Consider the following 15,094-nt stretch of genomic DNA (forward strand, 5'->3'; position numbering starts at 1 on the left):
ATGGGTATAGCCTGGCGCTGGAATAAGGAAGCTCACAAGCGCTCCGTGTTCGAGACGCTTCTCAACAAGGTCATTCGCGAGATCATTCCCGGGCGGGACAGTAGAAGGCGCCGACGCACGGGCAGTGCCGCGAGTTCGGTTGCAAAGCCGCGGCGGCAGAACTTCACGCTGGAGGCGATAGAGCCGCGTCTGCTGCTGTCGGCCGACATTTCGTACGCGACGATACCGAACCCATCGGTGCACGAGTTCACGCTGCAGGCGAGTGGCTCCAGCAGCCTCACTCTCTTCGAGACCGGCACTTCAAACGTCGCGGGTACCGCGGCTCTGACGGACAACAACGTCACGATCGAGCGTTCCGGCGGTTCGATCGCACAGGCGGGCTTCGGGGACACGATCCACATCGACCTCGATACGTTCTCCGCCTTGAACGGATTCGTCGGCGGTGGCGGTACCCTCAATATCAATTTCACGGGGGGCGACCAAAGGCTGTTCCAGGACACCGTCAAGCTCGACGGCGCTTCGGCCGTCCTCAACTTTGGGCTCAATCTCACGGCCGATTCCGCCATCTCGTCGAGTGCGCATGCGGCTTTCGGTGGCAGCCTGACCCTCGCTTCGCAGGTGACCGCGGGCAACGACCCCGTCGTGAACCAAGGCATCCTGGCCGATGCAAATTCAGGGATCACGCTGACCGGCGCCAATCTCACTGCAAGCTCTGTCGCGTTCACCGCACACTCAGCCCTCGATGTGGACGCTGACGGCTCGGTTCAGGGCAATGCTGATGATTCCGGCTTCAGCGGCAAGATTACCGGAAAGATCGCCGATGCGATCAACGACAACCTGGGCAACAACATCCATCTCGTCTCGCTGGTCACGAGCTTCTCGAGCGCAAAGATCGACATCGGCGATTCGATATTGAGCGCGACTGCCGGCGATCTCACCCTCGCTGCGACGGTCGACGGCACGCTCAAGGCATCGTCGGTCAACAATGGTTCGTTCAAGATCACGCTCGTGGCCGGCGAGGCCGATCCGGAGGTGCTGATCCACGGGGCGTCAAGCCATGTTAACGCCAGCGGCAAGATCGGCGCGACAGCCAAGTCCGACGTTACGATCAATGCGTCCGCCGCGCCCGGCTCCGGCAGCGATGCGTCCAAGGACGCCGCCGTTGCTTTGACCGTATTCGACAGCGGGGCCAAGCTTGGTGTTTCCGGCGGAGCCACTGTGAATGCCACCGGGGCGAGTGCTGCGACGCTGCAAGCGACGAGCAAGCTGAACGCCACGACCTTGGCCGACGGCAGCGCGGGCAGCGCCGGCGCGGCCGTCGCGGTTTCGGTGATCTTCGGCGATACAACGGCGTCGATCGACGGCGCGACCGTCGACGGCACAGGGGTGACGCTGGCTGCGGGAGCCGATCGCACCATCATGACGTCGGCGTCCTCCTCGGTCGGCGGATCCTCGGACGGGGGCGGAGGCAACGCGAGCCAGAAGACCCTCGGCAGCAACGGTGCGACCACCAACGAGGGCAGCATCACTTTCGCCGGTGCGGTTGCCGTGGGCGTCGACACCGGAACAGCGTCTTCGTTCATCAACGCGGGCACGATCGACGCCAGGACCGGCGCGGTCGCAGTCACAACCACGACCAGGGACGTGCAGACTGTTGGTGCCGACGCGAGCTTCACCGGTGACACCTCCGGCAACGCTCAGCAGGGCGTGGGCATCGCGGTGGCGATCGGCGTCGCCGACCGGAGCAATCTCGCCTACATCGACGGAAACACGACCATTACAGGAAGCTCGCTTGTCATCGACGTGCTGGCTCCGCAACAGAGCGTGTTCACGGTCACGTCGATCTCGGGCATTGGCACGGCCGAGAACCTGACAGTCGACGGTTCGGTCGCGCTCAACTTCGTCTTCAATCATAACTATGCGTACCTCGCCAAGACGGCAAACGTCACGCTGTCGAGTCCGACCAACGTTACGATCGAGGCGGAGTCCAACATTGCGCTCGTCACCAGGGCCACGCCCGCCGACAGCAAGGGCGATCCCGCCAAGACCGGTGTCGGAATCTCGGTCGCGCTCGGCTACGACGATGACACGACCTCCGCCTACCTCGACGATGGTGCCGTATTGGCAGGCGCCAAGGACCTGACGCTCATCGCCACGTCGATCCACACGATGGAAACCGACGCGATGAACGGGGCGGTGGGCAAGAGCACTTCTGTCACCCCGGTCATCGCGATATCGATCTCCGATAATGATGTGTCGGCCAAGCTCGGCACCGGAGGCGAATTGGACATCGGCGGTGCCTTCACGGCGTCCGCTACGCTTACCGATCAGGTAACGACCTCGGCCGAGGGAGACACCCAGGCAGGGACGGCGATCGGTATTTCCATCGGGCTCAGCTTCGTCAACGACCATTCACTGGCGACTACCGGACGCGACCTCGTCACTACGGGCGGCGCGGCGGCATTCCTGTCGAATGCCATTTCGATCAGCGAGACCAGGGCCAAGGCCAGTGCCGCCGGCGGCGAGGACGAAACGAAGAACAACAGCAACGGCGGCAAGAGCATCGACCAGAAGACGACGGGTCAGAAGAATTTCGCGAACTCTGCTGCGACGAGCAAGAACAGCAATGCGAAGGGAACCGGCGCGACGGACACCAACAAGGCGTCTTCGGGCGGGGGCAACGTCACCGTCGCAGGCGCGGTTGCCCTCGATGTCCAGAATGCGACGTCGACTGCGTCGATCTCGGACAATCGCAAGGTCACCGCTACCGGCTTGCTCACCGTTCATTCGGCGCTCAATTCCGACGGACACGCGACTGCCGATGGCAAGGCGACTACTGAGTCCGGGGGAACCGGCGTCGGCCTGGGCGTGGCAATTGCCCTGAACAACCCGACCAACCTCGGCTACATCGGCAACAACACCGATATTCACGCCGGCGGCGTGATCGTCGAAGCGGTGATGGACGAGCGGAAGATCGACGCCCCGGTGATCAAGCCCGACGTCGTGAACACGACCGACGATACGATCTTCGTTGGGCTTGGATCGGGCCTGAAGAACGGTGATCGGGTCGAATACCTTAACTTCGCCCTCAGCGGCGATATCGGCGGACTGACCAATCTCAGCCAGGACTACTACGTGCACGTCAACGACGACGGCACGATCAGGCTCTATGACAGCAAGGCGAAAGCCGAGGCGGGAGAGACCACCGGCGCGAACAAGCAGATCGACCTTACGTCGCCGGGATCCGGCGATCAGCATTTCTACAAGGTCGAGGATGTCATGGGCGTTCCGACGCCCAATCCTCTGAGTGATGTCAAGTTCACGGCCGGCGGCACCGTCCGGCTGCTCAATCTCGGCGCCAATGCGCATCTGCGCACCGGCGATTCCGTGACGTACGACGTTCCGCCCGGAAGCACCGCGATTGGTGGCCTTTCCAGCAACACGGTCTATTACGTCATCGACCTGACCGGCGGGCACTATCAGCTCGCGGCATCACGCAACGAGGCTTATGCCGGCAAGGCGCTCGAACTGACGAGTGACGGCAACGGCACCAGGGTCGTCGACGAAAGCCATTCGTCGCGCGCCGAGGCATTGTCGGCGGCCGGATCCGGCGATATCGGGGTCTCCGTATCGGTCGCAGTCAATGTCGTGAACAATGAAACCGAAGCGGTCATCGGCAAGACGCCGTCCGGGGATCATTCCGGGACGAGCACGGCGAAGGTCGCGATCACCGGCGGTCTCGATGTTGCAGTGAGAGCTGGAAGCAGCGAGGACAATCTGTCACGAGCACTTCCGCACGGCGATACCGATGGAGAGAATGTCGGCGTTGGCGCCTCGGTCGCGGTTGACGTCCCCACCAACACGGTCAACGCGGCGATCATCAACGGCACGACATGGTCCGGCGCCGCCGGCCAATTCACGGTCTCGGCCGAAAACGTGGTGTCGACGTTCACGCACGGCGAAAACGGCGCTGCGGGTGGCGTTGGCGTCGCCGTGGGCGCCGGCATCCTGGTCGCCTCCGATACGGTGTCGGCCTATGTCGGCACGGGCGGCACCGTTTCGGCCACGGGCGATGCGTCGATCACCGCGTCGAACGAGGTGGACTACATCACCGAAACCGACGCCGAGGCGGCCGGCAAGAGTGTCGGTGTCGGTGCCTCGATCGCGATTGCCTGGCTGACCGAGAACGTCAGTGCCGAACTTGCAAGAAGTGTCACCACCACCGGCGGCGCTGCGACGGTCGCCTCGAGCTCCACGGTCGTCAGCGAAACGACGGCCCTTGCGTCGGCCAAGGGCAAGGACGACGATTCCGGATCGGGCAACAATGCCGACAAGCAGGCTGACGGACAGGTCAACGGCAGCAACGCGAGCACCAACAGCAAGGGCGTGTCGTTGCCGTCGGCGGGCGGCAACGCCTCGAGTGGCAACAGCTCGGCCTCATCGCAGGGCGGTCAGAACGACAGCGGCGTGTCGGTTGCGGCATCGATTGCGGTGAACCGGATTCTGGCGGATAACACCGCCAAGGTGACAAACGGCGCGGACATCACGGCGCAAGGCGCTGTGATGATTTCCGCCGTGGCCCAATATGACGGCAGCGCCAAGGCGATCGGCACCGGTGTCAAGCTGGACGGTGACGATCACATTGCGGCCGGTGTCAGCGTCAACTGGCTCGGAGCGACCAACAAGGCCCTCGTCGGCGGCGGGTCGATCATCATTAGTCATGATGCGGTCGCGGGCATCACGCTCGAAGCGATCACGCCGAGCGGCGAGACCAACGACTTTGTCGCATGGGGTGCGGCGGCCGCGGGCGGCAAGGGCGGCATGAGCATTGCCGGCTCAGTGGCGATCAACATCGTCGATCATTTCGACACCGAAGCGTCGACGGCGAGCACATCGCACCTCGAGTCCGACGGCGGTATCGCGGTCAATGGAACGGCCGTTCTCGGGCCACAGACGCTCGCGGCTGCGGGTGCGTTCTCCAAGGACAAGGGCGCGTTCGGCGCCGCGATCAACGTGACGCTGCTGCATGCCACGGTAACGGCAGCAATCGGTGGCGACGCCGACGCCGCCGGCGCCATCTCGGTGAACGCCGAGAGTCACATGGTGCCGACCGAAATCGACCTGCCATTGCTCAAGCCGAAGCTCACGTCGGTGGCGGTCGCGGGGTCTGCCAGCCAAGCCGATTTGGCCGTTGCCGGCTCATTCATCATCAACGATCTGCACGTCGACGTGGATGCGCATATCGGCGCCTTCAGCCAGATCAACCAGGGCGGTCTCTACACGGTCGGCAGCGGCCAGACGGTTACCGTGGGGGCGACGAACGAGACCAAGGTCGTCAGCGTCGCTGGCGCATTGGCCTTGTCTATCGACTCGTCAGGCTTCGGCGTCGGACTGGATGTCGAGATCCTGCACAAGACGACGAAGGCCTATATCGGTTCGTCGGCGCATGTCGGCAACAATGGCGGCGGAGCGGTCACCGTGACGGCGACATCCCCGGAGACGATGTTGTCGGTTGCCGGCACGATCGGCGGCGGGTTTGGAGGAACTGGAGCGGCGGCATCGGTTGGCATCGCCGACATTCACCCGCAGACAGACGCCTATATCGACGATTCTGCGCAGGTGCGTTCGGGTGGCGCCATCTCGGTGACTGCGACCGACACCTTCATTACGACGATGGTCGCGGGCGCGATTGGAGTCGGGAATACCGCGGGAATCGGTCTGGCGAACACCACGCTGGTTCACAATGCGACCGTGCAGGCCTATGTCGGCGCCAACGCCACGCTGCGCGCCGGCGGCAATATCGATGTCATCGCCAAGGAAAGCGAAGACATTATCACGATCGCGGCCGGCTTTGGCGGCGGCGGAGATGTCGGGGTAGCGGGCTCGGCGGCGATCAACGTCTTGACGGAGCACACCACGGCGTCGATCGGGCACGGCACCTCGGTCACGGTCGTGGGCGTGCACGATCTCACCGTGAAGGCGACCGACGACACGGCAGTTACCACGGTTGCGGGCTCGATCGCGGCGAGCGGCACGGCCGGTGTGGGCGTCGGCGTCGGTGTGGGCGTGTTCAAGAAATTCACGACTGCCTTCATCGACTCGAACGTGACGGCGACCGTCGGCGGCAACATCCTGGTCGCCGCCGCGTCGACCGAGACGCTGATTTCGGTGTCGGCCGGCATCGCCGTCGGCGGTACGGTCGGCGTGGGTGCGAATGCCGACGTGAATGTCTTCGAGTTGCATACGAGGGCCTTCATTGGCGACGATCCCACCGACGGCACGCTGAGCTTCGGTCAAGGTAACGTGCACGCCACAGGCACCGTCGCCATTTCGGCGGACGACCAGACCGACATCAACGAGATAGCCGCAGTTCTTGCGGCCGGAACCGTCGGTATCGGCGCAGCCGCCGGCGTCAACGTCATGACCAAGGACATCGAAGCGTTCATCGGGTCCGGGGCCGTCGTGACGGGCGACGGACAAGGCGTGGGCGCGGACGTGAACACGGGCGCGATCGGCATCACGCTGACGCCGGTCAATGCCGGCGACAAGTTCTCGCCGGATAGCCCGAAAGGGCAGGGGATCGAGACCAGCGACAGCAGCACCAGCTCGAACGCGGAGTCCGATGATCCGGTGGCGCGCAGCAATCTTCGCTCGGGCGGACATGTTGGTACGCCCGCGCTCAAGCCGATGAAGACGAGCTCGAGCGGTAGCGGCGACCAGGACGTGTCCGACGACTCGCTGAGCAACATCCGGTCGGCAGGCCCGACGGTCCAAAGCGGCTTCCACGGTGTCGCGGTGGCGGCCACCAATCAGGACGAGATCAGAACCTTCACGTTCAGCGTCGGTGCGGGCGAAGTCGGCGTCGCGGTCACGGCCGGCGTCGACGTCGTCAATGCGACGACCAAGGCCTATATCGGCGACCATGCCACGGTGAACGGCAGTACGGCCACCGCTGCCGGCGAACAAACGGTGCTGGTCGGCGCCGCCGCCGACTTCTATCACCTCGCAATTGCCGGCTCGGCGGCCGGCGGTCTGGTCGGCGTGGCGCCGGCGGTCGGCGTCAATGTGATCGGGAATACCACAGAGGCCTATATCGGCGACCACGCCACCGTGAATGCGCTCGGCGACATCGGCGTCGCGGCAAACGCCAAAGAGAACGTCGTGATGATCGGCTTCGGCATTGCCGGAGGCTTCGTTGGCGTCGGCGGCGCGGTGGATGTCCTTAGCGTCAGCAACACGACCAAGGCGCATATCGACGACCACGCCGTCGTGTTCGCACACGGCGACGTCCTGGTCTCTGCCGCCGACGACACCCATGTGCTCGAGCTGTCCGGCGCTCTGGCCGGTGGTGCCGTCGGCGTTGGTGGGTCGGTCGGCGTGATGCTGATCCACAAGGATACCGAAGCTTTCATCGCGGCGAATGCCCAAGTTGATGGGCTCGGAAAATCGGCCGGCCAGGGCAACATCCTGGATGGGACGATCGGTTCCGGGTTCGGCCGGACCACGGCGCATGGCGTGCTGGTGCAGGCAGAGTCGAAAGAGGATCTCCTCCATATCGTTGCCGCCGGCGCAGGCGGCTTCGTCGGCGTTTCGGGAGCCGTCGGCGTGACGCTGATCAGCGGGGAGACCGACGCCTCGATCCTGGACGGAGCGCTGATCAACACGGCGCATGAGGGCAGTGCCGCGAGCGCGCAGAGCGTCCATGTCGGCGCTGCGGACGACGTCAGCGTGAAGACATTCGTCATCGGCATCGGCGCAGGATTCGTCGGCGTTTCCGGCGCAGTGGACGTCGGCACGGTCAACAACAATGTGAAGGCCGTGGTCGGTGCAAATGCGACCGTGAATGCAGCTGCCGACATCGATGTGTATGCATTGTCTCTCAAGGACATCGAAGGATTCGATGCCAGCGGCGCGGGCGGCTTTGTCGGCGTCGGCGGTGCGGTCAGCGTCTGGTCCATCGGCAAGCAGATCGAGAAGACCGGAAAAGACAAGGACGGCAACGCGACCAGCGACAGCGCGCTGGATGCGAAGCCGGTTTCATTCGGCACGGGCGCCGTCGATACCGGCGATGGCACTATCGACTTCGGCAAGCCGACCTTCGGCGACGGCGCCGAGGTGATCTACCATAGCGGCGGCGGCAGCGATCTCGGCTCCGTGCATGACGGGGATCACGTCTTCCTGCACCAGCTCCTCGATGGCAGCGGTCATGCCACCGGCAAGGTCGAGCTCTACAATTCGGCCTTGAATGCACAGAACCACAACGGCACGGGCCTGATCGCCCTGTCGCAGGCCGGAAACGACAATCAATCCTTCAGCAACGTGAACGGGTCGGCGGACAGTGATGCGGCCGCCGAGGCGGAGGCCGGCAAGAACCAGGTCACCAACAGCAACGCGGGCGGCATCAACAATTTCACCTCCGACGGCAAGGCGAACAGCAATCGCGACCGGATCAGCCAGGCGATCTCCGGGCCCGGCGGGGCCACCGCCGGCATCAATGCCAAGGCGCCGACCAAGACCGGTATCACCAACACCGAGAACAGCGCGCCGCCACCGGCGGCCGACCCGCTCATTCCGAACGGCACGTCGGCGATCGTGAAGGGCGGCGCTCATCTCAATGCCGGGTTGGCCATCAATGTCGGCGCGCACGAGTCCGACATCATCAAGGTTACGACCGGTCAGGCTGCGGTTGGATTCGTGGGGGCGGGCGCCGCCGTTGCCGTGCTGTCGCTCGGCAACAACGTGACCGCTTTTGCAGACGGAACGCTGAGCGCCGGCCTCGCCAGCGACATCAATGTGAATGCGAGCCTCAACGAGAGCGTGAACCTGCTCGCGCTGGACGCGGCAGGCGGTTTTGTCGGCGTCGGCGCGGCTGTCGTGGTGATCAGCGACACGAGCCTGGTGCAGGCCAGCCTCGGCAACGTCACGCAGGCAGCCGACGTCAAAGTCAGCGCGACCAACACAAGGGATCTCACCGAACTCACCGCCCAGGTGTCGGCTGGTGCCGTGGCCGCCGGCGTGTCCTATACCAGCCTCGACGTGACGGGCGGCGCCAGCGCAACGGTCGACGGAAGCGCGGAGATCGGCAAGGCCGGGGTGGTCAAGTCGTTGACGGTCGATGCGAGCGATACCACGACCACCGATGTGCACACTGTCGCGGTCTCGGCCGGACTCGTTGCCACGGGCGTCAATTTTGCGCGGGTCTCGGACAAGGCGGTGGCGAGCGCGGCCATCGGCGACGGCGCCAAGGTCATCGTCACCGGTGACGTCACGGTCAACGCCGAATCGGTCGACCTGGTCAATCCGTTCGTCGAGGGCGTGGAGATCAGCCTCGGTGCGGGAGCCGGCCTGTCCTTCGTGAAGGCGGACGTCGAGACCGCGATCACTGCGAGCATCGGCAACGGATCGGTCAGTGCCAGGAAGGTGTCCGTCACGACTTCGGAGAATCTCGGCAAGGATACCAGTTATGGGTCAAGTGCCGAGGCGCAGACCTCCGCGGGCGGAACCCTTCTGGGTGCGGAAGGCGGCGTCGCCACCGCGATCATGTCGCCGACGATGGAGAGCAAGATCACCGGCACGGTGACCGCGACTGACGCCGTGACGATCAGTGCGACCGACAACAGCAACGCCGTCGCTTCGGCGCACGGCATCGGCCTGGGTGGTCTCGGCATCGGCGTGACGATCGCGACAGCGGAAACGAAGAGCTCAGTCAAGGCTCACCTCGACGGCTCGGTGATCACGGCTTCGGAGCTAAACATTTACGCCACGGGAACCGAAGCGGCGAAGGCGACCGAGACCGCAGTCGTTGGAGGAATCCTGTTCACGTTGGATATCAACAGCTCGACGGCGAGGGTCGCGCCGGACGTAGAGGCCTATGTCCAGTCCGGCGGCAGCATCAACACCACCGGAAAGATCGAAGTGCTGGCGATCGACCATCCGGAGGGTGACGCCCTGACCAAGGGGTTCGGGCTGTCGGGTGGTGCGCAGATCGGCGAGGCCGACTCGACCACCGACATCACACCAACAGTAAAGGCCTATATCGACCCGCCAACGGTGACCGCCGGCGGTAACATCACCGTCATGGCGAAGGCCGAACCGCAGCAGACCAAGACGCCGCCGAACTACCAGATCATCAATACGGAGACATCCGACGACCTCGCCAATCCGCTCAATAATTCGGTCGAGGTGACCAATCACGGGCTTCAGACCGGATCGACGGTCGTGCTGCCGAGCAACGCCGGGATCGACGGTCTCACCGTCAATGGCAAGGACAACGACAACAACGACATCATCATCAAGACCGTGATCAGGATCGACGATAATCACCTTGCGTTTGGCGATGTCTTCGACGGTGCAAAGGTCGATCCGACGACGGACATCATCACGCTGCCGTCGGCAGTGAATTTGAACAACGGCGACCTGATCGAGTACGAACCCGCCGGAGGCGTGGTCGTCGACGGCTTGACGCCGGGCCACATCTACAGCGTCTACATTCCCAATCCGCTGGATCCAGTCCATATCAAGCTGCGGGAGCCGGGTGGAAGCTATGTCCAGGAGAACTTCACGCCGCCTGCATCCAGTCAGACGATCGACCTGACAAACCACCAGTTCTTCAATGGCGAGGCGGTCACCTATCATGCGCCGGCGGCGCATACCTTCGTCAGCGTGCAGGTGGACGTGGATCCCAATTCCGCGATCTTCAACTCTGGCAGCAAGACGTACAACAACGTCGACAACAACAACATCCAATACGTCGACGCCAACGGCGATGCCGCCAGTTGGGGCTTCGCGTTGGGCGATATCGTCCGTTACGAAGCGACCGGAGGTAAACTGCCCATTAAGGTGATCGACGGTCTGACCGACGGTGCCGACTACAAGGTCGTGACCGTCGGCGGACCGAACAGCAGCTCGATCCAGCTCGGCGACGCTTCCTCGCTCGGAATGGGAAATATCACCTTCACGAGGCACGGCACCGGCGACACGATCACGCGGACCGATGGCCATAACTGGTCGGACTTCGGCTTCAAGGATGGCCAGACGTTGGTCATCAGCGCTACCAACCTTGGAAGCAACAATCGCACCGTCCACATCAGCAGCGGCTCTGGCGGCTCGACGCTCACTCTCACGGAATCAAACACGGTCAACAACGACACGACCGCGGCGAAGGTCGTGATCGGGCTGAATCCCGGAACGAAAGATCAGACCAACCCCGATTTTACTGATCTCAAGGCGGTCACACACAGCCTGGTGAAGAAGTCGGATCTGCCGATGACGGCGGACGGCAACAACGCCGACGGCAAGCAGTTCTACGTCGAGAAGCTGAACGACAACCAGTTCAAGCTGCACCTCAAGGCCGATCTGAGCGATACGGCACTGACCCTGTCGGCTCCCGGAGCGACCGGAAATCACACGATCGGAGCGGAAGCCGTTGACATCAAGGCGGCCGGCTCCGGCCTGCAACAGCTGCGCGTCAATCTCAAGAGTGGCCCTGCGGTGACGGTCACGCTGACCGGACCGGGCGGTACGCCGCTCAATGTCATTTCCCCACCGACCGGAGACGGCGTCTCCTCTGCGGTAGCAACTGGCTCGGGAGGCGGCGTCCTGCTCGGTGCGAACATCACGCACGCAGTCGTCAACGACAATCCTGACGTCGAAGCATACATTACGCGCTGATCTCGTCTCGGCAGGCGGCGATGTCGTCATCAAGGCCCAGTCGACTACGAATGCGACGTCGAACGCAGAAGACGAGGGCGGTGGCTTCGTCGGGCTCGGCATTCCGACCGCGGATTCCGACCAGAACGGTCCGAACCACAAGACCCTGGCCTATGTCAGCGATGGTACGCGCATCGAGGCCAACGGTGGCGTGTCGGTGCTCGCCTTGACTCTGAATCAGGCCCAGGCGGCCGCTCACGTGATCACGGGAGGATTGGTCGGCGTCGCCATTGGTCACACTCATTCCAGGATTTCGGTCGATACGCTCGCCACCATCAACAACAACGCGGCGATCCTCGCTGGCGGTGATCTGATCGTTGCGGCTGAGGTACGGAGCAATCAGAGCGCCAATACGGATGCGACCGGCGTTGGACTCGGCGGCGACGCCAATGCAAGCGCCGAAGCCACGTTGGGCGGCAATACCAACGTGGAGGTCGGTACCGCCGCCAAGCTTGAAGGCAGAATCGTCGTGCTGTCCGCCAGCGATGGCGACGTGAGAGCGACCGGGAACCAGGCCTTGATGTCGGTCGTCGCGATCAGCGAAGGCGATGGCGGTGGCCTCGTCGCGGTTGGAACCGCCTCGTCCACGGTCAACGTCGAGATTCCGCTCAACATCAAGGTGAACGGATTTGCGACCATCACGGGCTGGGAAGGCGTCGATTTCCGGACGTCCTACAATGCCATCTTCACCAAGGCGCGGGCTAATTCGAGCGCGACTGGGCTGTTCGGCGGCGTCGATTCGAGCTCCAGCAACACGACCAAGCTCCACTCGGACGTCAACAGCGCGTCGAACGCGATAGTCACCGCGACCCCGCGCGTCGACGGCGATCCGGTGCTGCTGCCGTCGGTGCATCCGTCCACTCCGCGGCTCGCATTCGATATCGACATGACGAACCAGCCGGAGACCGGGCCGGGCGCCATGGCCATCATCAGCGAGAACCCGGATCATGTTCGAGCGCTCGGCTTCAGCCTGTCCGGAAGTCCCCACAGGGACCCGGACGTGGTGGCGACGATCGAATTCGATTCCAACGTCGTGATCTACTCGGGGCAGTCCCCCGTGCTGATCGTCGGAGAGAACGGAGCGATCGAGCGCCAGGTCAACGTCGACGTCGACATCGGCAGCTTCATCAACGTTCACGACATCATTAACAACGATCCTGGCGACGTCTATTTCGCGGCGGCAGACCACATCAACGGCAGCGGCGGCACCTGGGAGTTCCGCGACAATTATCACCACGTTCTGTTGATCAACAAGTCCAAGCTGGACATGAACGTGCAGGACATCAAGGTCCTGGATGTCGACCCGGCCGACAAGCCGCAAGTCGACATCTCCAACACGGGCTCGCGCGGCCTGACCTTCAAGCTCAAGCGCGACGTCAGCCCCACGCTGATCGACATCGAGAATACCAACACGGATCCGCCGAACATTACGCTCAGCGGCGTCATCGACAACCCGATCGGTACCACGCGCGTCATCAACGTCCATGGAGACATCCTGTCCAGCGCGAGCCGGGCAGACGGTGACGCGGATCCAGCTTCGCTGATCCGGACCAATATCCTCGACATCGAGGCGCGGCAGGGGAATATTGGCCAGAACCCCGGCATCGTGAACTTCGCCGATCCTGTCTCCCCGTCGCAGCATCGGGTCAACATCGATGTGGTCGACAGCGCGAATGTTCCGGCCGCGACCGATTTCGTGAGCGGAAACGTCAGCGGCGGCGATCACTCGATCGTGCTGGGGCTCAACCAGTTCTTCGATGGCGAGCTCGTGAAATATGTCGCCTCGGGCACCGCGCTCGGCGGGCTGACATCGGGCAACTATTACTACATCATCGCGCTCGATTCCCTGCGGGTCCAGCTGGCTGAGGTATCGAGCCCGACGACCCCGATCGAGATCACCCCGACCGCAACGGCCACCGACCTCCATTCTCTCACACCGGCACAGCGCTTCACGGCCGTGGCCAAGGGCAATGGCACGACCGAAGGATTCGCCTGGCTGGACGTCAAGGGCCGGCTGCGCGACGACAATACGCCGTACTCGGTCGTCATCGATGCGGTGGATACCGCGGGCGACGCCAATCTGAGGATTTGGGGCAGCGTCCAGGATACGAATGTCGGGACGGTCGGCGCGGTGCACGTGATCGACCGCGAGCCGGCGAACACCAAGGATTATTTCAACAAATTCCTACCCGACGAAGGCAGCGCGTTGCCACAGGACGCGGGTGCATTCGGCACCGGCGGCGTGCATATCGACAGCACGTACGACATCCGGGCGCTGGATTCGACGGGCCACCGCTATCGTCCCGGCATCATCTCGGCCCACAACATCATCATCGCCAATGCCGAGCCGACGGCGACGAGTCCGAGGCTCGTCAACGTCAAGGCGATTACGGAGATCACCGGGTCCGCGACGCCCGGTCCGAGCGACAGCTACCACATCGACGTCCTGACGAATGGCTGGATCGATCTGGCCGAGAAGACCGGCGACCTGCGCGTCGGGCGCATCATGTCGACCGCGAACGACGTGACCCTGCATTCGCCGGCCCGGATCATCGATGCGCTGAACGATGGAGCTTCGGGCGAAGCCGACGTGACCGGCGTCAACATCACGTTGATCGCGGGCGACAACGGCATCACCTCGACGAGCGCCGACAAGTCGGGCTTCGGTGGCATCGGCACACCGGACAATTTCATCGAGATCAACGTCGATGCGCTCTATGGCGTCGGCTCAGCGCTCGGCGTCCTCGACGCAATCGATACGGCGGCTCAGGTCGGCAACACGAGCGGCATCTTCATCACGGAGGTGCAGCGCGGGCCCGAATCCCAGCACTGGCTCGGCGCCATCGCCAACGAGGTGGATGATCTGGAAGTCGACCTCGTCAACACCCAGGGCGACGTCTCGCTGGCGACGACCAGGGGCTCCATCGTCGATGCGCGCGCCGATGGCGTCGGTGACGACACGGCCTCCGTCATCGGCAACACGATCAATCTGTTCGCCAGGGGCGGAAATATCGGCAATACCAGCGGCGGCAACGACCTGGAGATCGATTCCCAGGCCTATGCCTATGGCACGATCGGCGCCCGCGCGACCGGAAGTATCTATTTGAGCGAGGCGCTGCCCACGACGGCATCGCCCTACGGCAACAACGCCGAAGTGGTGCTGTTGCAGGCGCTCGGCATCGCCGGCGGCGATGCGGTCGGCGGCAATATTCGCTTCACCGTGCGCGAGAGCGCGGTGCAAGGCGAGGACCTGCATCTGCTGAATACGGGGGCGGTCCTGTTCCTCGAGAATGGGCCCGAGACATTGGTCCACGGTCTGATCAACACCCCCAACGGTTCGATTCTGCTGCGCGTCGCCGACAATGTGACCACGGAGGCGAACTCC

Annotated in this window: 2 protein-coding genes (1 of these 2 only partly in view); both read left to right on the forward strand. The window is 63.6% G+C overall.

The window, feature by feature from the left end; all coding sequences use genetic code 11:
* Entirely contained in the window at positions 1-11,670 is an 11,670-nt protein-coding gene (locus ACVJ19_RS24155; protein WP_456739438.1) for an LEPR-XLL domain-containing protein, read from the forward strand.
* A protein-coding gene (locus ACVJ19_RS24160; RefSeq protein ID WP_456739439.1) for a hypothetical protein crosses the window boundary here: on the forward strand, positions 11,606-15,094 show its 5' portion. 12,978 nt of this gene lie beyond the right edge of the window; only the first 3,489 of its 16,467 coding nucleotides appear in the window; it begins with the start codon at positions 11,606-11,608; its stop codon lies beyond the right edge, outside the window. The genes ACVJ19_RS24155 and ACVJ19_RS24160 overlap by 65 nt, the downstream gene beginning before the upstream one ends.

The sequence above is a fragment of the Bradyrhizobium sp. USDA 376 genome (assembly GCF_054063675.1).